Source organism: Streptomyces sp. NPDC127117 (assembly GCF_042677325.1).
Classification (GTDB): Bacteria; Actinomycetota; Actinomycetes; order Streptomycetales; family Streptomycetaceae; genus Streptomyces.
This window is the reverse complement of record NZ_JBHXTM010000044.1, coordinates 1-26,220: the sequence shown is the minus strand read 5'-3', so window position 1 is coordinate 26,220 and position 26,220 is coordinate 1. Positions and strand designations below refer to the sequence as shown.

The window sequence follows — 26,220 nt, the reverse complement described above, 5'->3', positions numbered from 1 at the left end:
CCGTCGGCCGTGCGGTCCGCCCGCTCACAGCCGACGCCCGTAGTTCACGGGCAGGCTCAGCGCCTCGCCGACCGCCAGGCCCGCCCAGAACTCCTCACCGAGCTTGTCGACGTACTCCGCGTGGTCGGCCGTGCCGAGCACCCACTCCGCCAGCCAGTCCTGGAGCCGCTGCGGATCCTTGCTGATGTGCGACCAGGCGCGGTAGAACGCGTTGTCCCGGTCGTAGTACCCCTGCGCGAAGGACGGGTGGGCGCCGCGCGGGCAGACGACGACCGCGTCGACCGCGTGGGCGGGGACGAGCGTACGGTTCGGGTCCGAACGGATCACCTCGTCGTCGACGATCTCCTCCACGACGACGATCGCCTGCTCCGCCGCGTACACCGCCTCGGCCTGGATGCCGGTCAGGCCCCACATCTGAGTATTGCCGCCGCGGTCGGCGCGCTGGGCGTGGATGATCGTCACGTCCGGGTTGACCGGCGGTACGACGTAGATCTGCTCGGGCTCGCCGTCCGGACCGGGATAGGGCGAAGTGACCTTGCGCAGACCGCTGTTGACGGACGGCAGGTCGCTGCCGCCGTAGCTGCGCAGCGGGTGGAACGGCAGCCGCTGCGCACCGGCCAGATAGCGGCAGATCATCCCGTAGTGGCTGTACTCCTCGAAGGCGAGCGGCGCGGGCTCACCGGTCTCGATGCGGCGGCGCAGTTCGCCGAGCGACCCGGCGGAGGAGTTGCCGACGAAGGAGGAGACCAGCCGCGAGACACAGCCCGCGGCGATCATCTGGTCCACCACGATGTCCGCGGTCATCCGGACCACGGTGAGGTCCCGGCGGCCCTGGCGGATGATCTCGTGACCTGCGGCGGTCGGGACGAGATGGGTGAAGCCTTCGAGACAGACGGTGCCGCCGTCATGGACGAAGGCGGCGATCGCCGCCTTCATCGACATCGTCTTGTCTTTCCGGTCCGTCGTGGCCACGGTGCTCCTCCGGCTCTGCTGGCGCGTCCTGGGTATGCGCGTCGCCCCACCGTGTCAGCGGCCATTGATTGCTGTCCAATACCAAATTAAGGTCGTATCGAGACATCTGATTAATGAATCGGATCGGTGGGTCCGTTCGGTGGGTCCGCTCAGGGGGTCCGTTCAATGGGTCCGGTCGGCGACGACCGGTGGCCGAGGGGAAGCGCGCATGGAACTGCGTCATCTGTCCGCGTTCGTCGCCGTGGCCGAGGAACTGCACTTCGGACGGGCCGCGAAGCGGCTGCAGATGGCCCAGCCGCCGCTCAGTCAGCAGATCCGCCAGCTGGAGAAGGAGCTGGGTGTCCAGCTCTTCGAACGCAACACCCGGTCGGTGCGGCTCACCAGCGCGGGGGAGTCCTTCCTCCAGCCGGTCCGCACCGTCCTGGACGATCTGGACACCGCGGTGCGCGCCGCCAAGGCGGCGGGCCGCGGTGAGTACGGCCGAGTCACCATCGGCTTCGCGGGCGCCTCCAGCCACGAGACGCTGCCGCACCTCACCAGGGCCGTGCGCGCCGCCCACCCCGCCCTCGAACTGGTCATGAGGGGCCAGACCTACGCCAACGTCGCCCTCGACCGGGTCGCGGACGGCTCCCTCGACCTGGGCTTCGTCCGGCTGCCGGTGACCCAGCCGGGAGTGGCGTACCGGGTGATCGACGAGGAGGAGCTGGTCTGCGCGCTGCCCTTCGACCACCGGCTCGCCCGGCTGGAGAGCGTTCCCATCGACGTCCTGGCCGAGGAACCCTTCGTCTCCTTCCCCGCCAACACCGGCTCCACGGTGCGCGACGCGATGGTGGCGGCCTGCGAGGCCGCCGGATTCAACCCCCGGGTCGTCCAGGAGGCGCCCGACTCGTACACCATCCTGGCGCTGGTCGCCGCGGGCGTCGGCGTCACGCTCACCGTCACCTCCGTCCAGCACATCCAGCAGAACGGACTCGTCTACCGGCCCCTGTCCGGCCCGCCGATCCGGCTCCAGGCGGCGCTGGCCTGGCGGGCCGACAACCCCTCCGCCGCGCTGCGGGCGGTACTCGCCGTGGCGGAGGACGCCCTGCCCACGCCGACGGGCCCGGCCGTGGGATGAACCACCGCAGGCCGACGCCGCATTGAGACGCGCCACGTCTTGAACCAGGGTGAACTGGATATTGGACCGACTCAGTCGCCGGGTGCAAGGGTCGGCGGCAAACGCCCTCGCCACCGAAAGGTCACGCCGTGCCCGACCAGCAGCTCGATGTCGTCATCTGTGAACCACTGCGTACCCCCATCGGCCGGTTCGGCGGAGTGTTCGCGCAGCAGACGCCGGCCGTACTCGCCGCACGCGTCATCGCCGAGGTCGTGGCCCGTACGGGTATCGACCCCGCCGCCGTCGACGAGGTGATCCTCGGCCACTCCTACCCGTCCGCCGAGGCCCCCGCCATCGGCCGGGTCGCCGCCCTCGACGCCGGGCTGCCCCAGACCGTCACCGGTTCGCAGGTCGACCGCCGCTGCGGCTCGGGCCTCCAGGCCGTGCTCGACGCGGCGATGCAGATCCGGGCCGGCTTCAGCGAGGTCGTCGTCGCGGGCGGCGTCGATGTGATGAGTGCCGCTCCGTACTACACCCACGACGGCCGCTGGGGCATCAAGGGCCCCGGCCTCCAGCTCCACGACTCGCTGGCCCGGGGCAGGGTCACCGCGGGCGGCGTCAACCACCCCGTACCCGGCGGCATGATCGAGACCGCCGAGAACCTCCGGCGCGAGTACGGCATCAGCCGCGCCGACCAGGACGCCCTCGCCCTGCGCTCCCAGCAGCGGGCCGGCCGGGCCGCGGCCGAGGGCCGGTACGACGCCGAGACCGTCCCCGTCACCGTACGCACCCGCAAGGGCGAGACGGTCGTCACCGCCGACGAGCACCCCCGCCCCGACACCACCGCCGAACAACTCGCCGCGCTGCGCCCGATCATGGCGAAGTCCGACCCGGAGGCGACCGTCACCGCGGGCAACGCCAGCGGCCAGAACGACGCGGCCGCCGCCTGCCTGGTCACGAGCGCGGCCACCGCCGAACGGCTCGGCCTCACCCCGCTGGTCCGGCTGGTCTCCTTCGCCCGTGCCGGGGTGCCCGCCGCGACGATGGGCATCGGCCCCGTCCCGGCGACCCGTGCCGCTCTCGACCGCGCCGGGCTCACCCTCGCCGACCTCGATCTGATCGAGCTCAACGAGGCCTTCGCCGCCCAGGTGCTGGCCTGCACCCGCGAGCTGGGCCTCGGCGAGAAGGACCACGAGCAGCGGATCAACGTCAACGGTTCCGGCGTCTCCCTCGGCCACCCGGTCGGCGCCACCGGCGCCCGGATTCTCGCCACGCTCACCCGCGAACTGCACCGCCGCGAGGCGCGGTACGGCCTGGAGACCATGTGCATCGGCGGCGGGCAGGGTCTCGCCGCGATCTTCGAGCGGATCGCGGCCTGAGATCCGGCCGCCGCAGGCGCCACCGGTGCAGTGAGACGTCACGCGTCTCACTGCACCAGTAATTCAGTATTGGACCGTTCTAGGTCCCGGCTGGCACCGTAACGCCATCACCCCCACCGCCGCGGCCCCTCCCCGGTTCACCGGTGCGTCCACACGCATCCCCGAACGCCAACAGGCGTTCCCACGCAGTCCCACGCAGTCCCGCGCGGCGACGGGCGTCTCGGGCGACGCCCTTGCTCGTCCCCTGCCATCCGTTCGATCAATGACGTTCACGGGAGCCACCATGAGTGCGTCCACCGCCAGCGCACGAGAGCGCACAAGAGCCGCAAACCGTGCCGGATTCGGTGCTTTCATCGGTTCGACCATCGAATGGTTCGATTTCTACATCTACGGGACGGCGGCCGCGCTCGTCTTCGACAAGGTGTTCTTCCCCGAGCTGGACGGCCCGGTGGGAACCCTGGTCGCCTTCGCGACCTTCTGGGTCGGCTTCCTCGCCCGGCCCATCGGCGGGATCGTCTTCGGTCACTACGGCGACCGCCTGGGCCGCAAGAAGACCCTGGTCATCACCCTGCTGATGATGGGCATCTCGACCACCGCGATCGGTCTGCTGCCGAGCTACGCGTCCATCGGCATAGCCGCCCCGATCCTGCTGGTCGCCATCCGCATGGTGCAGGGCATCGGACTGGGCGGCGAGTGGGGCGGTTCCGTGCTGATCGCCTCCGAGCACGCCCCGAAGGGCAAGTCGGTGCTGTACGGGGCGTTCGCCCAGCAGGGTTCGCCGGTCGGCAACACCCTCTCCACCCTGAGCTTCCTCGCGATCAGCCAGCTGCCCGACGCCGCGTTCGTCTCCTGGGGCTGGCGGGTGCCGTTCCTCTTCTCGGCCGCCCTCGTCATCGTCGGACTCCTCGTCCGGCTGAAGGTCGCCGAGTCCCCGGCGATGGCGAAGCTCATCGAGAAGAAGGAGGTCGTCAAGCTGCCGCTGACCGAGGTCCTGCGCACCCAGCCCATGCTGATCGTCCTCGGCATCGGCGCCTGCACGATCGGTCTGTCGGCCACCTACTTCAAGTCGACGTTCGCGCTGTCCTGGGCCACCTCGGCACTCGGCTTCGACCGCAGCTCGTTCCTGACGATCATCCTCGTCGCCAACATCACCCAGATCATCGTCCAGCCCTTCGGCGCCCTGATCGCCACCCGCATGAAGAGCTGGTCCCGCGCGGTGACCGTGATGCTGGTGCCCGAACTGATCCTGATGCCGGTGATGTTCCTGCTGATCCGCACCGAGAACTACGGTCTCGCGATGCTCGGCGTCGCCGTCGCCACCGTCCCGCACTGCCTCTACTACGCGGCCCTGGCCGGCATGCTCGCCAGCCGCTTCCCGGCCCACCTGCGCTACACCGGAATCTCCCTGTGCTACCAGCTCTGCGGGACGCTGCTCGGCGGCACGACCCCGATCATCGGCCAGTTCCTGCTCAACCGCACCGGCTCGATCACCGCCGTCATCGCCTACGCCGTCTTCCAGGTGGCGCTGACCCTGGGCTGCATGCTCCTGCTGCTCAAGCGTCCCGACCACGACGAGCAGGCCGCCGAGCCCGTCGCCGTGGCCCGCGCCGCTGCCGCCGCCGTCTGACCCCCGCCCCACGAGAAGAGACGAGAGGACGGCCGCCATGCCGCTGACCGTGAACGGCATCCCGGAGATCCTCGCGCTGGACGGGCGCGACCTCGGGCGCTCCGACTGGAAGGAGATCACCCAGGAACTCATCGACGCCTACGCGGAGGTCTCCGGGGACCACCAGTGGATCCACACCGACGTGGAGCGCGCCGCGTCCGGCCCGTACGGGCGGACCATCGCCCACGGGTACATGGTGCTGAGCTGGGGCATCCCGATGTTCGCCGAACTGCTCCGGGTCGAGGGGGTGGGCCGCGCCCTCAACTACGGGCTCGACCGGGTCCGTCACCCGGCTCCGGTGCCGGTCGGCAGCCGGGTCCGGCTGCACGCCGCGGTCGCCGGGGTGAAGGAGGTCGCGCGCGGCGGTGTGGAGATGGCGCGGGCGTTCACCTTCGAGCTCGAAGGGTCCGGGAAGCCGGCCTGCGTGGCCCGGTCGCTGACCCACTTCTACCCGTAGGACGGGCGGGGCGGGACGGTGTTCCCCACACCGCCGCGCCCCACACCGCCGCGTTCCGCGCCGTCCCGTCGTTCCCCGTCCCGCGTCCGTGCGGCCCCGACGTCTCAGCCGGAGGCCGTCGTACGCGGGGCCGTGTCCCGCTCCGCCGCCGTCTCCGCGAGATGGTCCCGCTCGGCGTCCGGATCGGTGAGCCGGTTCAGCCGGGCCGGTACGTCGAACCCGACCAGCAGCACCACGATCACCGTGCCCGCGAAGGTCAGCACGGCCAGCGCCTGCCCCAGATCCATCCCGGACGCCAGATGCGCCCCCAGCACCGGTGCCACCGCACCGCCCAGCGCCCCCACGTTGTACGTGAAGCCGAGCGCCGCCCCCCTGCTCGCGGTCGGGAAGTGCCCGCCGATGTAGCGGGGCAGCAGCCCGGAGATGCCGAAGCTGGTCGCCTGGAGCAGGAACAGCAGGATGCCGAGCAGCAGCAGATTGCCGTGCACGGCGAAGACCGGGTAGACGAACGCCAGCGACGCGAGCAGGGTCAGCGCGTACGCCTTCTTCGCCCCGATCCGGTCGCCGAGGAAGCCCGCGGTCCAGCAGCCGACCATGGTCCCGAAGCCCGCGAAGTAGAGGACGTCGGTGACCTGGCCGGTGGAGTAGCCGAGTTCGGTCTTCAGATACGTGGGCAGCAGCGCCTGGATCGGCCACGAGTAGAGGAACGCGAAGAACAGCGTCACGATCATCGACAGATAGAGCACCCAGCCGCGCTTCCCGCCCAGTTGCACGGCGAACGCCGCGAGCGTCAGCCCGGCGACCACCGAGAGCACCGGAACCATCCCGGCCCCGCCCGGGGTGAAGACCAGGAAGAGCGACACGGTGGCCACGACCACCAGGACCGTATTGACCACGGCCCGGCCCCGGGTCGAGAACAGCGGCCGGAACGGGTTGGGCCTGGCCCCCCGCTCCGCGACGCTCTCCGTCCACTCCTCGGCCTCCGGCAGCGCCCGCCGCATCCACAGCGCGATGGCGATCGGTATCAGGCCGAGGTAGAACATCCACCGCCAGCCGAGCGACGGCACCACCCAGTTGTAGACCTGCGCGGCGAGCACCGAACCGACCGAGAACCCGGAGATCAGGAAGCCGCTGGCCCGGCTGCGGAGCCTGGCCGGCCAGCTCTCCATGACGTACGTGGCGCTGGCGCTGTACTCACCGGCCATGCCCATGCCGATGGCCAGCCGGGCGGCGAACAGGCTCTGGTAGTTCCAGGCGAATCCGCAGGCGAAGGTGCCGAGCGAGTAGAGCAGGATGCTCAGGACCATGGAGAGCTTGCGGCCGTACCGGTCGCCGATGGCGCCGAGCACCGCACCGCCCAGCCAGCGGGTGATGAACGCACCGGAGATCAGGCTGGCGGCCTGCACCGTGCTCAGCCCGAAGTCGTCACTGATCTCGGTGAGCACGAGGGTGATCAGCACGAAGTCGAAGCCGTCGAGTACATAGCCGATCCAGGCGGCGAGGAACGACTTCCACTGGGTGCCGCTCACTTCTCGGTACCAGCGGAGCTTGGCGGGTGGTGTGGTCTGCACGGTGACTCCAGGATGCGGGACGGCGCTCGTCGTTGAGCGGCCGGCCCGCGTGGTGGGGGCAGGTCAGGGCCGGGCGATGGCCGCCACGAAGCGGGCGGTCAGGGCGGTGGGTGCGGTGATGGCGGTGCCGACGACGATGCTGTGCGCGCCGCGTGCCAGGGCCTCGGCGGCGTCCTCGGGGGTGTTGATGCGGCCTTCGGCGACCACCGGGACGTCGATCGCGGCGGCGAGCGCGGCGACCAGGCCGAGATCGGGTCCGGACTGCTCCGGTGTGCCCGGCACATAGCCGGAGAGCGTGGTGGAGACGAAGTCCGCGCCCTGCCCGGCCGCCGTGATGCCCTCGGCGAGCGTGGAGACATCGGCCATCACCAGCGCGCCGGCGCCGTGCACCGCCGCGATCAGCTCGGCGAAGGCGGAGCCGTCCGGGCGCGGCCGGTCGGTGGCGTCGGCCGCTACGACATCGGCACCGGCCTCGACCAGCGCCAGGGCGTGCCGGACGGTCGGGGTGATGTAGACGCCGACATCGCCGTCCTTCCACAGGCCGATGACCGGGAGATCCACGGCCCCGGCGATCGCGGCGACGACCTCCGGCTCATTGGCACGGATCGCGGCGCCGCCTCCGGCGACGGCCGACCGGGCGAGCCGGACGAGGGTGCCGGTCTCCCGCATCGGGTCGCCGGGGGGTGCCTGGCAGGACACGATCAGCTTGCCCCGCAGGGAGGCGGCCAGTTCCTGAGCGGTCATCGAAGGACTCCCGGGTGGTGGAGGGGAAGTGTGGTGGTGAGGGAAGCGGCGCCGAGCACCGCCGCGTCGACGCCGAACCGCGGCGCCCGGGGCACGAGCCCGCGCAGCGGCGGCATCAGCTCCGCGGTGAGGGCGGCGGTCAGGGCGTCCCCGTACAGCGGGCCGATCCGCGGCACCCCGCCGCCGACGACGACCCGGTCGGGCCCCAGCGCGTTGGCGAGCCCGCCGAGCACCCGGCCGGTGGCGGCGGCACCGGTGGTGATGGCGCGGACGGCCGCCGCGTCGCCCTGGGCGGCGCGGGCGGCGACGGTTTCGAGCCGGTCCACGGGGGCGCCGGTCAGCCGCGCGTAGTGGGCGGCGATGCCGGGCCCGGAGGCGATGACCTCCAGGTGCCCGGTCGCGCCGCAGGTGCAGGGCAGCCCGGCCGCCTCGGGGCTGGACAGATGGCCGAGGTGCCCGGCGAGCCCGGAGGCGCCGTGCAGCATCCGCCCGTCCACGGCGACCGCGCCGCCCACCCCCGTACCGATCGCCGCGAAGAGCAGCGAGCCGCGTCCCGGGTGTTGCGCGGTCAGCGCCGCGAGCTCCGGTCCGGCCGTGGCGCGTACGTCGTTGTCGCAGGCCACCGGGTATCCGGTACGGTCCGCCAGGCCGGCGCCCAGTGCGGTGCCGGCCCAGCCGAGGATGGAGTCGGTGGCGCTGGTGACCATGCCGGTACGGGGATCGACGACCCCGGCCGCCGCGATCCCGAGCGCCGTGGCCAGCCGCCCCGCGTCGACGGCCGCGGCCGCCCCGGCGAGCGCGTCCAGCACGGCCGCCGCGCCGTCCCTGGCCGGGGTGGGCCGGGTGTGCCTGGCCAGGACCGTGCCGTCCGGGCCGAACAGCGCGGCGGCGATCTTCGTACCGCCGAGGTCGAGCCCGATCACCGTGGCACCCGTGCCACCGGCGGACGGCCGGGAGCGGTCGTCGCTCATCGGACCGGCGGCAGACCGGCGCCGCGCAGGCGCTCGGCGACCCGGGCGACGGACTCGGCGCCGAGCTGGATCTGCGGGAAGGCCGTGTCACCGCAGGCGATGACGCCGAGCAGCTGGAGCGCCGCCTTGAACGAGCCGAGCGCCGAGGAGCTGCGGCCCATGTCCGCCTCCGGGCCGACGTCGACCATGGCGAACAGCTCCACCAGCCGCTCCTGCTCCTCGGCGGCCAGTTTCCAGTTCCCGGCCCGCGCGGCGTCGTAGAGCCGTACGTAACCGGCCGGGTCGACATTGCCGATGCCGGGCACCACGCCGTCGGCCCCGGCCAACAGGGCGGCGTCCACGGTGAGTTCGGAGCCGGTGAGGATGCTGAACCGGGGCGCCGGGCCGTCCGCGCGGCCGTTTCGTCCACCCAGCTCGACGATCAGGCGGCGCAGTCCGCCCTCGTCGCCGCTGCTGTCCTTGAGACCGGCCAGCGTGCCGTCCTCGGCGAGCTCGCGCACCAGCGCGGGGGAGAGCTTGCTGTGCACCGCGACCGGGATGTCGTACGCGAACAGCGGCAGGTCGACCGCCGCGCGCAGCCGCCTGAAGTGCCGGGCGATCTCGTTGCCGTGGGTGCGGGTGTAGAACGGCGCGGTCGCGACCAGGGCGTCCGCGCCGAGCCCGGCGGCCGACCTGGCGTGCTCGATGACGCGCGCGGTCGTGGTGTCGATGACACCGGCCAGCACCGGAACCCTGCCGTCGGTCACCTCGACCACGGTCGACAGCGCCGTGGCGCGCTGCTCGTCGGTGAGGTAGGCGACCTCGCTGGTGGACCCGAGCGCGAACAGCCCGTGCACACCACCGTCGATGAGGTGCCCGACGAGGCGGGCGAGGGACGCGGTGTCGACGTCCCCCCGGGGATCGAGCGGGGTGCAGACCGGCGGGACGACGCCGTGCAGCGGTGAGGTCAGGGACATGGTGAGGGGCTCCAGTCGGGTCGATGGCTCGGTCGGCGGGCCGATCCATGGCCCGGAACGGCTGCACGGATCGAGACGTGAGACGTAAGATGTCCTATGTCCGGCTCACCTTAAACAGATGCTCCTGCGAACGGTCAAGGGGCAATCGCACCCCGGGAGGTTGTTGTGGCGCGCCCCACCATGGCTCAGGACATAGAGCGCCAGGTCAAGGAACTGATCCTGGAACGCGGGCTCGCCCCCGGCGACGCACTGCCTACCGAGGCCGAACTGATGGACCTCTTCGGGGCCGGCCGGGTCTCGGTGCGCGAGGCCCTCAAGGCGCTCCAGGCGGTCAACGTCGTGGAAATCCGCCGGGGTTTCGGGACCTTCGTCGGCTCGCTCTCGCTGTCCCCCTTCGCCGAAGGGCTCGCCTTCCGCGCGGCGGTCCGTCACCGGCAGGGCGAACCGGGCCTCTTCGAGCTGATGAGGGTCCGGGAGGCGCTGGAGGCCGGTCTGGTCGGCGCCGTCACGGCCGGCATCCCCGACGAGGACCTCGACGTGCTGCGCGGTCTCGTCGCGAGGATGGAGTCCGAGGCCCGCGACGGCGGCCGGGTGGCGCGCTCCACCGACCGGGCCTTCCACCTCGCGCTCTACGCCTCGCTCGACAACCACCTGCTCAGCGAGGTGCTCGACGCGTTCTGGGCGGCCATGGACCGGGTGCGCGAAGACCTCGACGACGGCCATCAGGACCCGGTGACCACCTGCGCCCAGCACCGCGAGATCGTCGAGGCGGTCGCCGAGGCCGACGGCGAACGGGCGGCCCGCGCCATGCGCACCCACTTCGACGGCATCCGCACCCGCCTGGAACCGTCACCGGACCGGTAGCCGGGCGCGCCCGCCCGGTTCCTCACCGCCCCGGCGTCGCCCCGGTGATCGCGGTGACGGCCATCCGCACCGCCCGGTCCGTCACGGCCTCGGGGTCGTCACCGTTCTCGATCGCCGTCGTCGCCGCGTTGACGATCCCCTGGAGGAGCAGCGCCGTGCGCCGCGGGTCCTCCTCGCCCAGCTCGGTCAGCGCGCCGATCAGCGGGGTGAGCAGCTCCCGGTGCGCCCGCATCGCGCTCTCCCGCACCACTGCCGCGTCCCGGACGCCGGCCAGCGCCTGGGCGATCCGGTGCTCCCCGCCACGCACCAGCTCCAGTTGGGACGAGACATAGGCGGCGATCTTCTCTTCGGGCGTGCCGGCCGCCGACATGCCCGCCCGGATGGCGTCCGTCCAGCGGGGCATCGCGTCCTCGACGACGGCGGCGAGGAGCTCGGGGCGGCCGGGGAAGTACTTGTACAGGCTGTTGCGGGCGAGGCCCGTGGCCCTGGCGACCGCGGTGAAGGTCACTGCCTCGGCGTCGCCGCCCTCCAGCAGATCGCGCGCCGCCCGCACCAGGGCCAGCCGCTGCTGGGCGTGGTGCTCGGCGACGGTGGCGGCTCTGATCCTGGGCACCGGCCCAGTCTAGGGCGCGCTTCCGACCCCACTTGGCGACGCGGCGTCCCTATCGTCTATGTTGGCGACACACCGTCCCTAACATCGATCCACCGAAGGGAACCGCCGTGTTCCTCGCTCTGCTGGAGCTGCGTGCCGCCCGAGGGCGCTTCCTGCTCATGGGGTCCGTCGTGGTGCTCGTCGCCGCACTCGTCGGCATCGTCTCCGGCTTCACCACCGGCCTGGGTGACGACACCATCTCCGCGCTGCGCCGCCTCCCGGCCTCGCAGCTGGTCTTCTCCTCGGACGCCCGGTCCGACCAGTTCGCCCGCAGCCTTCTCGACGAGAAGACCGCCGCCGCCTGGCGCGCGGACGCGGACACCGACACGACCCCGCTGGGCGTCTCCATCACCCGCGGCACCACGAACCGCGGCGCCGAGGTCGACCTCGCCGCCTTCGGCGTCGAGCCCGGTTCCTTCCTCAACCCCTCGGTCACCGACGGCGACGGCCTCACGGACGGGAAGGCGGACAGCATCGTGATGTCCGCCGAACTCGCCGACGAGGGCGTACGCGTCGGCGACACCCTGATCATCGACCGGCTCGGCATCGAACTGCGCGTCGTCGGGCTGACCGAGCGCTCCAGCTACGGCCATGTGCCCGTCGCCTACGTCCCGCTGAAGACCTGGCAGCGCATCCGCTTCAGCACCCCTGGCGCCCCGGCGTCCGCGGCCGCCGCGATCCCCGACCAGTTCAGCGCCCTGGCCCTGCGCACCCCGCCGGCCGAGGCCCCGGCCGCCACCCTCGACGCCCGGCACTCCACCACCACCCTCACCAAGGAGAAGGCGTACGAGGCGGCCCCCGGCTACACCGGCGAGCGCGTCACCATGAACTCGATCCAGGTCTTCCTCTACCTGATCGCCCCGCTGGTGGTCGGCGCCTTCTTCGCCGTGTGGACCGTGCAGCGGCAGCCCGAACTCGCCCTGCTGCGCGCACTGGGCGCCTCCCGCCGACGGCTGCTGGCCCACACCGTGCTCCAGGCGGCCCTGGTCGTCGTCCTCGGCACCGCGGCGGGCGCCGTGCTCGCCGGAGCGGTCGGGCTGCTGGTCGGTGAGCAGGTGCCGTTCAGCCTGCCCGCCACCACCCTCGCCGGCACCATGTGCACCGTCGTGGCCGTCGGCCTCGCGGGCACCGTCCTGACCCTGCGCCGGGTCACCCGAGCCGACCCGCTGACCATGCTGGGAGCCAACCGATGAGCCTCGAACTGACCGGTGTCACCGTCGAGTTCGGCAGTGCCGACGCCCGTACCACCGTCCTCGACGGACTCGACGCCACCTTCGGACCCGGCCGCATGACGGCCCTCGTCGGCCCGTCGGGCTCCGGCAAGTCGACGCTGCTCGCCGTCGCGGGAGCGTTGCTGAGGCCCACCGCAGGGCAGGTCCTGCTGGACGGCGAGGACCTCGCCGGGCTCACCGACGCCCAGCGTGCCAAGGCCCGCCGGGAACGGATCGGCTACATGTTCCAGAGCGGCAACCTGCTCTCCGGACTGGCCGCCGTCGACCAGTTGCTCGCCGCCGTGTACATCAGCGGCGAACGCCCCCGCGCGCACCGGTCCCGCGCCGAGGAGGCCCTGACCCGGGTGGGCCTCGGCCACCGCCTGCGCCACCGCCCCGAACAGCTCTCCGGCGGCGAACGCCAGCGCGTCGCCCTGGCCCGTGCGCTCTTCCTCTCCCCGAAGCTGCTGCTGATCGACGAACCGACTGCGGCCGTCGACCGCTCGCAGGCCGGTGAACTGGCCGCGCTCCTCGCCGAGCGCACCCGCCAGGACGACTGCGTCACGGTCGTCGCCACCCACGACCCGGCCGTGGCGGAGGCCGCCGACCGGGTCGTGGACATGGCCGCGCTGACCGCTGACACGGCCCCGTCCGTACCGCCCGGCAGCTGAACCCGCCCCGTTACCGCCGCCGCTGGACGCTGCCGTACAGATAGCTGTCGTCGCCGTCCAGCGCGGCACGGCTCAGCGCCTCCACCTCGGCGGGCCCCATCGCCTGCCAGTCGGGCGTGTTCTCGACGAACGCACGCCCCAGCCTGCGGCCGAGGCCGACCAGGCGGGCCCCCTCGGCGGAACGCTCGTCCGCGTACCGGTGCAACGCCTCGGCGGCCGAGGCGCAGGCGCGCAGCGACCGTTCCAGACACAGCGCGTCCTGGAGCGCCTTGACCGCCCCGCTCGCGGTGTGCGGCCGGGTCACGCTCGCCGCGTCGCCGGCCAGCAGGAAGGGGGGTTCTGCCGCCCTGGGCACCACGAAGTCGGCCACCGGGTGGATCGCCTGGGAGGTGTGCTCGCCCCGGGCGACGATGTCGGCCCACTCGGCGGGGAAGTGCTCCTCGGCGATGTCCCGCACATACGCGGCGAGGACCGGGGTGTCCGCGGCCGGGGGAGAGGCGTAGACGGCGTACGCCAGCAGCCGCGAGCCCGCGGCCGCCCCCGGGATCAGATAGAAGACACCGTGCCCGCCGGGGAAGCCCAGGGTGACCCAGGCGGACTCCAGCAGTTCCAGCTGCTTCGGATGGTCGCGCAGCGCGCTCGACGGGATCGTGCCCCGCCAGACCGGATACCCGGCGGGAACCGGCCGCACCTCGGGTGCGACCAGCGCGCGGGTGACGGACCGGTGCCCGTCCGCCCCGACGACGATGTCGTACTCCCGCTCGCCGTCCTCGGTACGGATCACGGCGCCACCGGAGGCCGTACGCCCGACGGAGGCGACGGGCCGCCCGCGGTGGTAGGCACCACCCCCGGCGTTGGCGCGCAACGCCCGCCACAGCAGCCCCCAGTTGCACGGTGCCACCGGGGCCTGCTGCCGGGCCAGTTCACGCGCCGACCGCCGCCCCGGTGCCCGTGCCAGCCAGACCCGGGTGGCGACCGGGGTGGTCGGCATGTCCGCGCCCAGATACCCGCCCGCGACCAGTTCCCGGTGGAGCGGCGGCGGGATGACGATGCCGAAACCCCGGTCCTGCAACTCGCCGTCGCTGCGCTCGTGGACGGTGACGTCCGCCCCCGCCCGCGCCCCCGCGACGGCCATCGCGCAGCCGGCGATGCTGCCGCCGACCACCCCGATGCGTAAACCCGTCACTGCCACCGTGCCACCGCCTGTTCCGACGCTCCGGGAGGTGCTGGAGGTCTTCATCCTCGCACCCGTGCGGGGCCGGTGCGGGACAGGACGCGGCGCCTCCCGGAGGGCCGGGCCGCTACGGGGTCACGGTCACCGTCGCGCTGCCGGACGCCTGCTTGCCGCTCGCCCGGTACGTGGCGGTGAGCGGGACACTGCCCGAGGCGCCCGCGGCGACCGTCACCGGGACCTTCACATTGGCCCCCTGGCCCGGGTTGAGCGCCGGGACGACGACCTGGCTCGTCGTCCATCCGCCGGGCACCGTGAGATCCATGGTGCCCCGGTCACGGCGCACGTCCATCCGGTTGACCACCCGCACCGTCACCTCGGCGGCAGTGCCTGCCCAGAGTGCCGCGGGCGGGGTGATCGTGATGTCGGCGCAGGTGCCGCCGAGCCACTTCAGGTCGAAGGACGAGTAGGTGATGTGCTGGTAGTCGGCCCGCTCGTAGAGGAGTCCGAGGCGGCCGTCGGCGAGCCGGGTCAGTGTCGAGTAGGCCGCGGCGCCAGGGTCGACGACCTTCCGGATCGGCCAGGTCTTCCCGTTGTCGCAGGACATCTTCACCGTGAGGTTGCGCCGCGCGGAGGCGTCCTCCGTGTTGCTGAACAGCAGCCAGGACGACTGCGGGTCCGACGGTGCGGCATCGGGGGCGTACCGCATCACCGAGGCGTTGTTCGCCGGGTCGGTGAGCTGGGTGTCCTGGGTGAACGGGGTGTAGTTGACCCCGCCGTCGGTGGAGTACGCGATCGTCCGGTACGGCTTCGAGCGGTTGTTGAGCATCACCCTGCCGTCGGACAGCTCGACGGTCTTGTTCTCGTCGCCGCCGGGGCCGACCGGATTGCCCATCTTCCACGTCTCGCCGTGGTCGTCGCTGTAGGCGCTGGCGGCGTGGTTGGCGCCGTTGACGCGTACGGCGTACTGCTGGATCAGCCGTCCCTTGTACGGGCCCCGGCGCAGCTGGATGCCCTCGCCGGAGGCCGCGAACATGCCCGCCCAGGCGGGGTTCTTGATCTGCTTGGTGATACGGCGATGGGTCCAGGTCACCCCGTCGTCGTCGGAGTAGCTGTAGTCGGCCTGGAGGACATCGGGGTCGCTCTCGTCGTTGCCGGTGCCCGAGCCGAAGAAGCCCTGGTTCACCGAGGCCGCGTAGAACAGGAAGATCCGGCCGGTGGTGCGGTCCACGAGCAGGCTCGGGTCGCCGTAGCCCTTGGGCGCGGCGTCCTTGCGGACCACCTGCTGCGGCTGCCATGTCACACCGTTGTCCGTGCTGCGGCGCAGCACGATGGAGATGTTGCCCGGCAGGTCGCCGAGGGTGGGGCGGGCGTCGTAGGCCGCGAGCACCGTGCCCTTGACCGAGGTGGTGAGCGCCGGGATGCGGTAGTGGGGCGAGCCCACCCCGTCGACGGTCAGATCCTGCGACGTCAGCTGACCGGGGACGGGGGAGGCGGCGCCGGCGGCGCCGGTCGCGGTGACCACCAGCATGGCGGCGCTGAGCAGGGCGACGGAGACTTTTCGCTGCATGGACGATCTCTCTTCTCGGAAGGGGGATGTGCTTCTTGGAAGGGAAGGTGCTTCTCGCGAGGGCGGGACGGAGGCCGGGTGCGGGCCGGCGCGGACTCGCGCGTGCCGCTACGGGACGCGCAGTGAACAGACCCGGCTGCCGGGGTCGAAGACCCGCAAGTCCTTGATCATCTTCAGTGCGAGGCGGTGGTGGCCCCGCTCGTCGGGGTGGAGCCCGTCATTGAGCAGCGACAGCGGGACCTGGCCGCCGTTGCCGTTCAGCCAGTCGTCGTAGTGGTCGACGAACACCACGTTCTGCGCCGCCGCGACCTCGCCCATCACCTGCGCGTACCGGGAAAGTCCCACCCGGCCGGGCCACTTCGCCGGATCGACCGGGTTGGGCGACTGGAGCACCGGCACCGGCGAGCCGGGCAGCGCCCGCACCGAGCCGACGAGCGAGAGGAGATTGGCCCGGTAGGCCTCCGGGCCGAGGCCGGACGTCGCGATGTCGTTCGTACCGATCATGATCGAGACCACCCGCGGCGAGAAGGCGGCGACCCGCTCCCCGAACATGGCGACGAGTTCGGCGCTGGTGGCGCCGCTCACGCCGGAATCGATCACGAAGTCACGGTTCTTCGGCTCGCCCAGCTCCCAGCGGACCCGTTCCGTCCAGTGCTCCGGGTAGCTGCGCCAGCCGTTGGTGTGCAGGGCGCCATGGGTGATGCTGTCACCGGTGACGACCCAGGTGGCGGGCGTGTCGCTGTTCAGGACCGTGGAGATCCTGCCCAGATCGGCGAGGTCGGGACGGGGGCTGTGCGCTACCAGTTCGGCCTCGCCCAGCACCCGGTCCCAGACCGCGGCCCGCTCGATGGTGCCGGTGCAGAACCATTCGCCGCCGGGGTGGTCGCTGTCGAGATTGCGGCCCAGGGCGAGTGCGCCCAGACCCGGGACGGCGGCGAAGAAGGGGTGCCTCGCTGTCTCAAGGACGGTGCGTCCGCCGGCGTGGAGCCGGGTGCCGGAGGAGTCGACGGTGACGGCGGCGGTATGAAGCAGACCGTCGTCATAGCGTGTCCTGGTCATGACATTGACCAGCACCGCACCCTTCTCGCGCACGGAGAACTGAAGGGCGCCGCCGCTCAGGTTCAGTGTGATGTTGGAGGAGGGCTCGGTCGGATCGGAGGCGCTGAGCAGGGTCATCGCCTCGTTGTGGCTGGTGGTGCGGAAGGTGACGAGGATGGTCCCCGCGGTGAGCGGGGCGAGTGCGCCGACCCGGTTCGACAGGTCGACATACTCGCTGCCGTCCAGGTCCACGGGGGTGTCGTGGTCCAGGAGCGGGCCGCCGCCCGGAGCGGCGGCGAAGGCGTGGCCGCCGAACGGTGCGCTCAGGGCTGCCGTGCCGGCGGCGAGAAGCATGGATCGTCTGCGCACGGAAGGTGCCTCCGGTCAGGAGTGGCCGGCCCGCCCCGACGGCGGGCCTGCGAACAGGGAGCGCACCCAGGCCAGTTGCTCCCGCTGCTGATACGCCGTGCCGCCCTCGTGCCCGTTGAACTCGTAGACGCGTACGTCCTTGGGCCCCGCGTAGTGGTTGTACGCGGTGAAGCAGGTGGAGGGCGGACAGATCTCGTCCATCATCGCGATCGAGAACAGCGCGGGAGCGGTGGCACGGGTGGCGAGCAGCGCCGCGTCGAAGTACGACAGGGTGGTGAACACCGTCCCGGTGCGGTCGCGGTGGAGCTTCAGATACTCGGCGATCTCGGTGTACGGCGGCCGGCCCGAAATCTCCGCGCCGCGCCGGAAATCGCAGAGGAACGGCACATCCGGCATCACCCCGGCCAGCCCCGGCACCAGCCCCGACACCGCCAGGGCAATCCCGCCGCCCTGGCTGACCCCGGTCACGACGATCCGGTCCGGATCGACCGCGGGGTGCTCGCGCACCGCCTCGACACAGCGCACCGCGTCGGTGAACACCCGCCGGTAGTAGTACGTTTCGGGGCTCTCGATGCCGCGGGTGAGGAAGCCGGGTACGGTGCCGGCCGCACCGGCGTCCGTATCGGCGGTGGAGCCGCCCGCGGCCGACCAGCCCTGGCCGCGGGTGTCCATGATCAGGTGTGCGTGACCGGCGGACGCCCAGAGCGTGTTCTCGTGCGCGAGGCCGCGCCCACGCCCGTACCCGAGGAACTCGACCACGCAGCCGAGGGGTTCGGTGGCCCCGGCCGGCAGGTGCAGCCAGCCGTGGACCGGACGTCCGGCGAAGCCGGGCAATGTCACATCGTAGGTACGGATCTGGGTGAGCCCGGTGTCCACGGGCGCGAACACCGGCTTCGGCACCGGACCGCCGGCGGCGGGCGCCTCGCTCAGGGTGCTCGACCAGAAGGCGTCGAAGCCGTCCGGAACCGGCAGTTCGGGCCGGTATTCGCGGCAGTCCGCGAGCGAGAGGTCCGTCAACGGCATGGAGGTGCCCTCCTGGGAAGCGCCGGGGTGTGAACGCCGGGCATCGAGACAGAAGACGTCAGATGTCCTGGCGGCACACGGACCCTAGGCAGTCATCGCGACGGCCGTCAAGGGCCCGGCCGGCGGATCACGGGCCGGGGCCGGTGGCACCGATCCGCCGGTCAGTCCAGGGCGCTGTCGCGGGCGCGGGCCTCGGAGATCCGGCGCCTGACCGGGGCGTAGTGCTCGCCCAGCGCCTTCATGAAACCGGTGATGTCCCCGGCCCGTGCGGCGTCCACGATGTTCTGGTGGGCCGCGATCGTCGCCATCTCGTCGGCGTGCGTGAACCCGTCGAGATGCGGCGCGACGATCGCGTACACGTCCCAGAAGGCCATCGAGAGCTGGCCGATCAGTTCATTGCCGAGCGGTGCCACCAGCAGGGCGTGGAACGCCCGGTCCGCTTCGACGAAGCCGTGCCCGTCCTGGGCGCCGGTCCTGCGCATCGTGGTGACCAGGCCGTCCAGCCTGTCGAGCTGCTCCTCGCTGAGCAGCGAGACGATCCGGTCGGCCATCCCGCGCTCGAAGAGCTCGCGTACGTCGACGAGGTCGGCCATCACCTGGAAGTCGTCGTCGGGGGAGAGCAGTCCGCGGAAGGTCAGGCTCTCCACCAGGGCCGACAGGCTCAGCCTGCCCACGTACGTGCCGTGTCCGTGCCGCACCTCCACGATGTCCAGCGCGGCGAGGATCTTGACCGCCTCGCGGACGCTGGAGCGGCTGGCGCCGAGCGCCTCGCACAGGGCCGGTTCGGTGGGCAGCGGATCCCCGGGGCGGAGGCGCTCTTCGAGGATGTAGCGCTTGATGCCCTCGACCACTTCCTGCCGGAGCAGCTGCCGGCCGGGCTTCGCACCGGACATATGTGAACTCCCCACCTCTTGACCCCTCTCGATTGTCCAGCTACGTTCCCACGCTATCAAGGCATCAGACATCTGACGTCCGATGCCCAGGGTTCCTGATCCCTCGCGATCCTGCGTCCCGCCCCCATCGCTTCCCCGCCAGAACCCCCTCACGTTCCACCTTCGACGTCCCTGGAGGACCCGTGCCCGAGCTGAGACCAGCCGGTGTCGAGCGCCGCACCTTCCTGCGATACACCGGCGCCATCGGTGCCGCAGCCGCCATCACGGCGAGCCTGTCCGCCTGCGGCGGCCCGTCATCGACCGCCGACGGCACGGCGGACAAGGGCAGCGGCAGCGACCTGATCGAGGCCGGTCTCTCGTACCCCCTGTCGACCGGTTTCGACCCGATGATCACCTCGGGCGCGACTCCGTACGCCGCCAATATGCACATCTTCGAGGGCCTCGTGGATCTCGATCCGGCAACACTCGTGGCCCGTCCCGCACTTGCCACCGAGCTGCCGAAGAAGATCAACGCCACCACCTACCGGGCCACGCTCCGCAAGGGCGCGACCTTCCACGACGGATCGCCGGTCACCGCCGACGACGTGGTGTTCAGCTTCGAACGCATCCTGGAGCCGAAGAACGCCTCGCTCATGGCGCAGTTCGTGCCCTTCGTCGACACGGTGAAGGCCATCGACGCCGGCACGGTCGAGTTCAAGCTGAAGTACCCCTTCGCGCTCTTCCCGTCCCGCATCGCCGTGGCCCGGATCGTTCCGAAGAAGATCGTCGAGCCGGACCCCAAGGCGTTCGACGCCAAGCCGGTCGGCTCGGGACCGTACCGGTTCATCGAGGCGACCCGCGAGGACAAGATCGTCTTCGAGGCGTACGACAAGTACAACGGCCCCCACCCGGCCAAGGCGAAGAAGATGATCTGGCGGCTGATGTCCGACCAGTCCGCCCGCGTCAGCGCCATGGAGTCCGGCCGGGTCCAGGCCATCGAGGACGTCCCCTACATCGACGTCAAGCGCCTCGCCGGCGCCTCGAAGACCGAGTCCGTGCAGTCCTTCGGCCTGCTCTTCCTGATGTTCAACACCGCCGACAAGCGGTTCGCGGACAAGCGCGTGCGCCAGGCGCTGCACTACGCACTGGACACCGAGAAGATCATCTCGACGGCGATGGTGGGCAACGCGGCAGCCGCCACCGGGTACGTTCCCGCCACCCACCCCGACTACCGCAAGGCCGCCACCGTCTACACCCACGACGTGACGAAGGCCAAGAAGCTGCTCGCCGACGCGGGCGTCGAGAACCTCTCCTTCACCGTCCTCACCACCGACACCGGCTGGGTCAAGGACATCGCCCCGCTGCTGAAGGAGAGCTGGGAGGCGGCCGGCGTCAAGGTCACCCTCGACATCGCCCAGTCCCCGGCCCAGTACGCCAAGGTCGACAAGGGCGCCTTCGAGGTGCTGGTCGCCCCCGGCGACCCGTCCGTCTTCGGCAACGACGCCGACCTCCTGCTGCGCTGGTTCTACTACGGATTCTGGCCCGAGAGCCGCTACGGCTGGGGCAAGTCCGCGGCGTACAAGAAGGTCAGGCAGACCCTCGACAAGGCCGCCCGGGCCGCCGACGAGGCCAAGCGCAAGGAGCTGTGGGGCGAGGTCACCGACATCGTCGCCGACGAGGCCGCGCTGTACCCGATCCTCCACCGCAAGCTGCCCACCGCATGGAACGAGAAGGCCCTCCCCGGCTTCAAGCCGCTGCCCACGACGGGCCTCTCCTTCCTCGACGTCAGCCGCGCCTGACCGAAGCGCACAGGCCACTCGTGACAGGCCACCTGTGGCAGGCCACCTGTGACATGTCACCGAGCCGCCCGACAGCGGACACCGATCCCGTGACATGTCACAGGTGGCCGACAGACAGGTCCGGCACCCCGCGCCCCCGGCCCCGTGCCAGGACCGCCAGACCGCCCAACCGCAAGGAACCCGACGATGGTTGCTTTTCTCCGGCTCGCGCTGCGCCGCGTCGCGATGATGCCGGTGATGATCCTCGGCATCGCGCTGCTCGTCTTCGTGGTGCTGCAGTTCTCGCCGGTCGACCCGGCCTTCAACGCGCTCGGGGAGAGCGCCACCCCCGAGGCCCGTGCGGCCTTCGCCGAGGCCAACGGCCTCAACGACCCGCTCCCGGTCAGGTACTTCCACTTCCTCGGCCAACTGCTCCACCTCGACCTCGGGATGACCGTCCCGCCGAGCCAGCCCGTGGCCGACCGGATCACGGCCGCCTTCCCGCTCACCCTCCAGCTGACCCTGCTCGGACTGCTCCTCGCGGTCGTGCTCGCCGTGCTGTTCGGAGTGGTCGGCGCGATGTACCGGGACCGCTGGCCCGACCAGCTGTTCCGGGTCGTCTCCATGGCCGGGGTCGCCATCCCGTCCTTCTGGCTCGGGGTGCTCCTCATCCAGCAGTTCGCGCTGAACACCCGGATCTTCCCGACCGGCGGCTACACCAATCCGGCCGACTCCTTCAGCGGCTGGCTCACCACCATGGCCCTGCCCGCGATCTCGCTCGCACTCCCGGTCTCCGCGTCCCTCGCCCGTCTCGTACGGACCTCGATGGTCGCCGAACTCGACCGCGACTACGTACGCACCGCCCGTGGCAACGGCCTCCCCCCGCTGCTGGTGATCCGCTCGGTGCTGCGCAACGCGCTCGTCACCCCGCTGACCGTGCTCGGCATCAAGGTCGGCTACATGCTCAGCGGCGCCGTCGTCATCGAAGCGATCTTCGACCTGCCCGGCATGGGCAAGCTCATCCTCGAAGGTGTCACCGGCGGCGATGTCGCCCTGGTCCAGGGCACCGTACTGACCATCGCCATCGCGTTCCTGGTGGTCAACGTCATCGTCGACCTGCTCTATCTGCTGGTCAACCCGCGCATCAGGACGGTGTGACATGTTCGCCACCGGCCGTCTGGCCAACAAACTGTCCCGACCGGGCATCGCGTTCCGCTCCCTCCCGGTCACCTCCCGCATCGCCCTCGGCGTACTGATCGTCGTCGTACTCGGCGCCGTGCTCGCCCCACTGTTCACCCAGGACCCGCTGACCACCGGCACCCCGGTGCAGGCACCCAGCGGCGCCCACTGGTTCGGCACCGACCGGGCCGGCCGCGACGTCTTCGCCCGCGTCGTGCACGGCTCCCGCTACTCGCTGGTCATCGGCCTCGGCGCGACCGCCGTGGCGCTGATCGCCGGTGCGCTGCTCGGCTCGATCGCCGCCACGTCGCGCAAGCTCGGCGACGAGTCCGTGATGCGGACCCTCGACGTCGTGATGTCGTTCCCGCCGATCGCGCTGGCCGCCGTCCTCGTCGCGGTCTTCGGAACCAGCGTCCCGGTGATCATCTTCACCATCGCCTTCGTCTACACACCGTCACTGGCCCGCGTGGTCCGCGCCAATGTGCTCTCCCAGTACGGCGAGGACTACGTCGCCGCCGAGAAGGTCATCGGCGCCCGGCGCGGCTACATCGTGCTCCGCCACGTCGCCGTCAACTGCATGGCCCCGGTCATGGTGTTCGCCACCGTCATGGTCGCCGAGGCGATCATCTTCGAGGCCAGCCTCTCCTTCATCGGCGCCGGAGTGCAGGACCCCGACCCCAGCTGGGGCAGCGTCCTCGCCTACGGCCGGCAGATCCTCCTCGCCGGCGGCTGGTGGGCCACCTTCTTCCCCGGCCTCGCCCTGCTGATCACCGTCCTCGCCCTCAACATCCTCTCCGAGGGCCTCACCGACGCCTCCGCCGCGCCCAGCAGCGCCAAGGCAGCCGCCGACCCCACCGATTCCACCGCCCCCGACCCGGTCGAGGCCACCTCCACCGCGGACATCGACGCCGCCCTCACCAGGCTCGCCGACCGCATCGGCGCCACCGGACCGGCCATCACCCCCGTACCGGACGACGCCGCCGAACTGCTCGTCGTACGGGACCTGTCGATCCGCTTCCCCGACCGCTACGGGCAGATCCCCGTCGTCGACTCGCTCGACTTCACCGTCCACGAGGGCGAGACCCTCGGCCTGGTCGGCGAGTCCGGCTGCGGCAAGTCCATCACCAGCCTCGCCGTCATGGGCCTGCTCGCCCGCAACGCCGAGGTCGGCGGCGAGATCCTGTACCGCGGCCAGAACCTCCTGGAACTCCCTCCCAAGGAACGCCGCGCACTGATGGGCCCGGAGATCGCGATGGTCTACCAGGACGCGCTCTCCTCCCTCAACCCGTCCGTCCTCGTCGGCACCCAGCTGAGGCAGCTCACCTCACGCGGCGGCACGAAGACCCCGGCCGAACTCCTGGAACTGGTCGGCCTCGCCCCCGAACGCACCCTGCGCAGCTACCCCCACGAGCTCTCCGGCGGCCAGCGCCAGCGCGTCCTGATCGCCATGGCACTCTCCCGCGACCCCCGCCTGCTCATCGCCGACGAACCGACCACCGCCCTCGACGTCACCGTCCAGGCCCAGGTCGTCGAACTCCTCATGGAACTGCGCGACGAACTCGGCTTCGCCATGGTCCTCGTCTCTCACGACCTCGCCCTCGTCGGCGACCTCTCGCACCGCGTCGCCGTGATGTACGCGGGCCGCCTCGCCGAGATCGGCGCCACCCGCTCCGTACTCACCGGCCCCACCCACCACTACAGCCGCGGCCTGCTCGGCTCGGTCGTCTCCCTGGAGGCCGGCGCCGACCGGCTGCACCAGATCCGCGGCATCGTCCCCGCGCCCCAGGGCTTCGGCACCGGCTGCCGCTTCGCCTCGCGCTGCGACGCCGCCACCGACCTGTGCCGCACCACCGCGCCCGAACTCACCGCACCCGACACCACGAAGGACCACGGCTTCGCCTGCCACCACCCCGCGAAGGCCGCACAACTGGAAGGGAGCGCCCGGTGATCCGGATCGACGGCGTCCACGTACGCCACAAGGCACGCAGCGGCGGGCTCTTCCGCCGGGACGCCGTGCACGCCCTCACCGACGCCACCCTGGAGGTCCGGCGCGGCGAGATCGTCGGCCTGGTCGGCGAGTCCGGCTGCGGCAAGTCCACCCTGGCCCGGGTGCTGACCGGACTCCAGAAGCCCACCGAGGGCGAGGTCCGCTTCCACGGCCGCGACCTGTGGGCGATGTCGGCGGCCGAGCGCCGCGACGACTTCGGCTCCGCCGTCGGAGTCGTCTTCCAGGACCCGTCCACCGCCCTCAACCCCCGGCTCACGGTCCGCCGGATCCTCCGCGACCCGCTCGACGTGCACGGACGGGGCACCCGCGAGGCGCGCGAGGCCCGCGTCGAGGAGCTCCTGGACCTGGTCGGCCTGCCCGGCCACACCCTCGGCGCCCTTCCCGGACAGCTCTCCGGCGGCCAGCGCCAGCGCGTCGCCATCGCCCGCGCCCTGGCCCTCGAACCGGAACTGATCGTCGCCGACGAACCGACCTCCGCCCTCGACGTCTCCGTACGCGCCCAGGTCCTCAACCTCCTGGTCGACCTGCGGGAACGCCTCGGGCTCGGCATGGTGTTCATCTCGCACGACATCCAGACGGTGCGCTACCTCGCCGACCGCCTCGCCGTCCTCTACCTCGGCCGGATCGTCGAGGAAGGGCGGGCGGCCGATGTGGCGGGCGCTCCGGCGCACCCCTATACCGAGGCACTGCTCTCCGCGACCCCGAGCCTGCTGGAGACCACCGAGCGCATCGTGCTCACCGGCCCCGTCCCCTCCGCCACCAACCCGCCGTCCGGCTGCCCGTTCCGCACCCGCTGCTGGAAGGCGGACGACGCCTGCGCCACGGCTTTCCCCGCCGCGACGTCGGGCCCGGACGGACACCGCCGGCACTGCGTCCACCCCCAGAGCCCCGCCCCCTCCGTACCATCCGCAAGGAGCACCGTATGACCGCCCGGAACCCCCGCTGGACCGGCGTGATCCCGCCCGTCGTCACCCCGCTCACCGCGGACGGCGAGATCGACCGCCCCTCCCTGGAGCGGGTCGTGGGGCATCTGCTCGACGGCGGCGTCAGCGGCCTGTTCGCGCTCGGCAGCTCGGGCGAGACCGCCTATCTGACGCCCGGCCGGCAGGACGAGGTCATCGAGGTCATCACCTCCGCCTGTGCCAGCCAGGTCCCGGTGCTCGTCGGAGCGATCGAGACCACCACCGGCCGGGCGATCGAGCGGGCCCGCGCCGCCGAAGGACTCGGCGCCGACGCCGTGGTCGTCACCGCCCCCTTCTACACACGCACGCACCCCACCGAGATCGACCGCCACTTCCGCGACATCGCCGCCGCCCTCGACCTGCCGGTCCTGGCGTACGACGTACCGGTCTGCGTACACAGCAAGCTCGACCCCGAACTGCTGCTGCCGCTCGCCGCGGACGGCGTGCTGGCCGGGGTGAAGGACTCCAGCGGCGACGACGGATCGTTCCGCCGCCTGGCCATGGGAGCCCGTGAACTCCCGGAGTTCTCCGTGCTCACCGGGCATGAACTGGTGGTCGACGCGATGATGCTGGCCGGGGCGGACGGCTCGGTCCCCGGGCTCGGCAATGTGGATCCGCACGGTTACGTACGACTGCACGAGGCGGCGGTACGGGGCGACTGGTCCGCCGCCAGGGCCGAACAGGACCGCCTGGTCGAGCTCTTCGACATCATCCGCGCGGCCCGTCCCGGCACGGCGTCCGCCACCGCTGCGGGCCTCGGCGCCTTCAAGACGGCACTGATGCTGCGCGGGATCATCGGGACGAACACGATGAGTGCGCCGATGCGTCGCCTGGACGCGGCGGAGACCGCCGAGATCGCGGCCTGCCTGGACCGGGCGGGTCTCAGCCGGGTGTGAACCCGCCCGAACCGAAGAACAGCGGTGGGGCGGGGGGAGCGAGCCGAGGGAGGGTGAGCCGGGGTAGGGTTGAAAGACGAGGAGTGGGTGGAAAACACCCCCCGGCGGAGGAGTGTTTTGGGGGGGGGGGGGGGGGGGCCGGCC

The 26,220-nt window shown here is 71.6% G+C and carries 23 protein-coding genes; 12 read left to right on the top strand and 11 right to left on the bottom strand.

Annotated features, from left to right (window positions below; genetic code table 11):
• Window positions 1-24 precede the first annotated feature (24 nt).
• Window positions 25-942 carry a CoA transferase subunit A gene (locus ACFVH0_RS30335; protein WP_385825432.1) on the bottom strand — a complete coding sequence of 306 codons (918 nt, stop codon included), beginning with the start codon at window positions 940-942 and terminating at the stop codon, window positions 25-27.
• Window positions 943-1,180: 238 nt separating this feature from the next.
• Between ACFVH0_RS30335 and ACFVH0_RS30330 the strand changes: the two genes are divergently transcribed.
• From ACFVH0_RS30330 to ACFVH0_RS30315, 4 genes are all read left to right on the top strand, one after another.
• Window positions 1,181-2,089 carry a LysR family transcriptional regulator gene (locus tag ACFVH0_RS30330; protein WP_385825368.1) on the top strand — a complete coding sequence of 303 codons (909 nt, stop codon included), beginning with the start codon at window positions 1,181-1,183 and terminating at the stop codon, window positions 2,087-2,089.
• A gap of 128 nt (window positions 2,090-2,217) precedes the next feature.
• Complete coding sequence (locus ACFVH0_RS30325; protein ID WP_385825366.1) at window positions 2,218-3,447, top strand: acetyl-CoA C-acetyltransferase; 1,230 nt, start codon at window positions 2,218-2,220, stop codon at window positions 3,445-3,447.
• Window positions 3,448-3,730: 283 nt separating this feature from the next.
• On the top strand, window positions 3,731-5,074 hold the full coding sequence (locus tag ACFVH0_RS30320) for an MFS transporter (RefSeq protein ID WP_385825364.1): 1,344 nt from the start codon (window positions 3,731-3,733) through the stop codon (window positions 5,072-5,074).
• Window positions 5,075-5,111: 37 nt separating this feature from the next.
• Window positions 5,112-5,570, top strand: a complete 459-nt coding sequence (locus tag ACFVH0_RS30315) for a MaoC family dehydratase (RefSeq protein ID WP_385825362.1) — start codon at window positions 5,112-5,114, stop codon at window positions 5,568-5,570.
• A 104-nt stretch (window positions 5,571-5,674) separates the two neighbouring features.
• Here the strand turns inward: ACFVH0_RS30315 and ACFVH0_RS30310 are convergent, their stop codons facing one another.
• The 4 genes from ACFVH0_RS30310 to ACFVH0_RS30295 form a co-directional block, all read right to left on the bottom strand.
• Window positions 5,675-7,141: a sialate:H+ symport family MFS transporter gene (locus tag ACFVH0_RS30310; protein WP_385825360.1), complete on the bottom strand. Its 1,467-nt coding sequence runs from the start codon at window positions 7,139-7,141 to the stop codon at window positions 5,675-5,677.
• 63 nt (window positions 7,142-7,204) lie between these two features.
• A complete protein-coding gene (locus ACFVH0_RS30305) occupies window positions 7,205-7,885 on the bottom strand; it encodes an N-acetylmannosamine-6-phosphate 2-epimerase (protein WP_385825358.1) in 681 nt (226 codons plus the stop codon).
• Entirely contained in the window at window positions 7,882-8,856 is a 975-nt protein-coding gene (locus ACFVH0_RS30300; protein ID WP_385825356.1) for an ROK family protein, read from the bottom strand. The genes ACFVH0_RS30305 and ACFVH0_RS30300 overlap by 4 nt, the downstream gene beginning before the upstream one ends.
• On the bottom strand, window positions 8,853-9,812 hold the full coding sequence (locus tag ACFVH0_RS30295; protein ID WP_385825354.1) for a dihydrodipicolinate synthase family protein: 960 nt from the start codon (window positions 9,810-9,812) through the stop codon (window positions 8,853-8,855). Before ACFVH0_RS30295 ends, ACFVH0_RS30300 begins: the two co-directional genes overlap by 4 nt.
• 165 nt (window positions 9,813-9,977) lie before the next feature.
• Between ACFVH0_RS30295 and ACFVH0_RS30290 the strand changes: the two genes are divergently transcribed.
• Window positions 9,978-10,676, top strand: a complete 699-nt coding sequence (locus ACFVH0_RS30290; RefSeq protein WP_385825352.1) for a FadR/GntR family transcriptional regulator — start codon at window positions 9,978-9,980, stop codon at window positions 10,674-10,676.
• A gap of 22 nt (window positions 10,677-10,698) precedes the next feature.
• On the opposite strand, the gene ACFVH0_RS30285 is transcribed toward ACFVH0_RS30290, so the two are convergent.
• Window positions 10,699-11,289 (bottom strand): TetR/AcrR family transcriptional regulator, encoded by a 591-nt coding sequence (locus ACFVH0_RS30285; protein WP_385825350.1) that lies wholly within the window; start codon window positions 11,287-11,289, stop codon window positions 10,699-10,701.
• 107 nt (window positions 11,290-11,396) lie between these two features.
• On the opposite strand from ACFVH0_RS30285, the gene ACFVH0_RS30280 reads away from it, so the two are divergent.
• Window positions 11,397-12,521 (top strand): ABC transporter permease, encoded by a 1,125-nt coding sequence (locus ACFVH0_RS30280; protein WP_385825348.1) that lies wholly within the window; start codon window positions 11,397-11,399, stop codon window positions 12,519-12,521.
• Window positions 12,518-13,210 (top strand): ABC transporter ATP-binding protein, encoded by a 693-nt coding sequence (locus ACFVH0_RS30275; protein ID WP_385825346.1) that lies wholly within the window; start codon window positions 12,518-12,520, stop codon window positions 13,208-13,210. Before ACFVH0_RS30280 ends, ACFVH0_RS30275 begins: the two co-directional genes overlap by 4 nt.
• A gap of 10 nt (window positions 13,211-13,220) precedes the next feature.
• Here the strand turns inward: ACFVH0_RS30275 and ACFVH0_RS30270 are convergent, their stop codons facing one another.
• From ACFVH0_RS30270 to ACFVH0_RS30250, 5 genes are all read right to left on the bottom strand, one after another.
• The gene (locus ACFVH0_RS30270; protein ID WP_385825343.1) at window positions 13,221-14,450 is read right to left on the bottom strand and encodes an FAD-dependent monooxygenase; all 1,230 of its coding nucleotides are present in this window, start codon (window positions 14,448-14,450) and stop codon (window positions 13,221-13,223) included.
• 61 nt (window positions 14,451-14,511) lie between these two features.
• On the bottom strand, window positions 14,512-15,951 hold the full coding sequence (locus ACFVH0_RS30265; RefSeq protein WP_385825341.1) for an exo-alpha-sialidase: 1,440 nt from the start codon (window positions 15,949-15,951) through the stop codon (window positions 14,512-14,514).
• Between the two features lie 108 nt (window positions 15,952-16,059).
• Window positions 16,060-17,358: a GDSL-type esterase/lipase family protein gene (locus ACFVH0_RS30260; protein WP_385825339.1), complete on the bottom strand. Its 1,299-nt coding sequence runs from the start codon at window positions 17,356-17,358 to the stop codon at window positions 16,060-16,062.
• A gap of 15 nt (window positions 17,359-17,373) precedes the next feature.
• The gene (locus ACFVH0_RS30255; protein ID WP_385825337.1) at window positions 17,374-18,381 is read right to left on the bottom strand and encodes an acetylxylan esterase; all 1,008 of its coding nucleotides are present in this window, start codon (window positions 18,379-18,381) and stop codon (window positions 17,374-17,376) included.
• 161 nt (window positions 18,382-18,542) lie between these two features.
• On the bottom strand, window positions 18,543-19,274 hold the full coding sequence (locus ACFVH0_RS30250) for a FadR/GntR family transcriptional regulator (protein WP_385825335.1): 732 nt from the start codon (window positions 19,272-19,274) through the stop codon (window positions 18,543-18,545).
• A 182-nt stretch (window positions 19,275-19,456) separates the two neighbouring features.
• Here ACFVH0_RS30250 and ACFVH0_RS30245 point away from each other — a divergent pair, with 182 nt between their 5' ends.
• The 5 genes from ACFVH0_RS30245 to ACFVH0_RS30225 all read left to right on the top strand — a co-directional run bounded on the left by ACFVH0_RS30245 (window position 19,457) and on the right by ACFVH0_RS30225 (window position 26,076).
• A complete protein-coding gene (locus tag ACFVH0_RS30245; protein ID WP_385825333.1) occupies window positions 19,457-21,052 on the top strand; it encodes an ABC transporter substrate-binding protein in 1,596 nt (531 codons plus the stop codon).
• A 186-nt stretch (window positions 21,053-21,238) separates the two neighbouring features.
• Entirely contained in the window at window positions 21,239-22,189 is a 951-nt protein-coding gene (locus ACFVH0_RS30240; RefSeq protein WP_124721262.1) for an ABC transporter permease, read from the top strand.
• A 1-nt stretch (window position 22,190) separates the two neighbouring features.
• Window positions 22,191-24,158 (top strand): dipeptide/oligopeptide/nickel ABC transporter permease/ATP-binding protein, encoded by a 1,968-nt coding sequence (locus ACFVH0_RS30235; protein WP_385825331.1) that lies wholly within the window; start codon window positions 22,191-22,193, stop codon window positions 24,156-24,158.
• Complete coding sequence (locus ACFVH0_RS30230; protein WP_385825329.1) at window positions 24,155-25,144, top strand: ABC transporter ATP-binding protein; 990 nt, start codon at window positions 24,155-24,157, stop codon at window positions 25,142-25,144. Before ACFVH0_RS30235 ends, ACFVH0_RS30230 begins: the two co-directional genes overlap by 4 nt.
• Entirely contained in the window at window positions 25,141-26,076 is a 936-nt protein-coding gene (locus ACFVH0_RS30225; protein ID WP_385825327.1) for a dihydrodipicolinate synthase family protein, read from the top strand. The genes ACFVH0_RS30230 and ACFVH0_RS30225 overlap by 4 nt, the downstream gene beginning before the upstream one ends.
• Window positions 26,077-26,220: the final 144 nt, after the last annotated feature.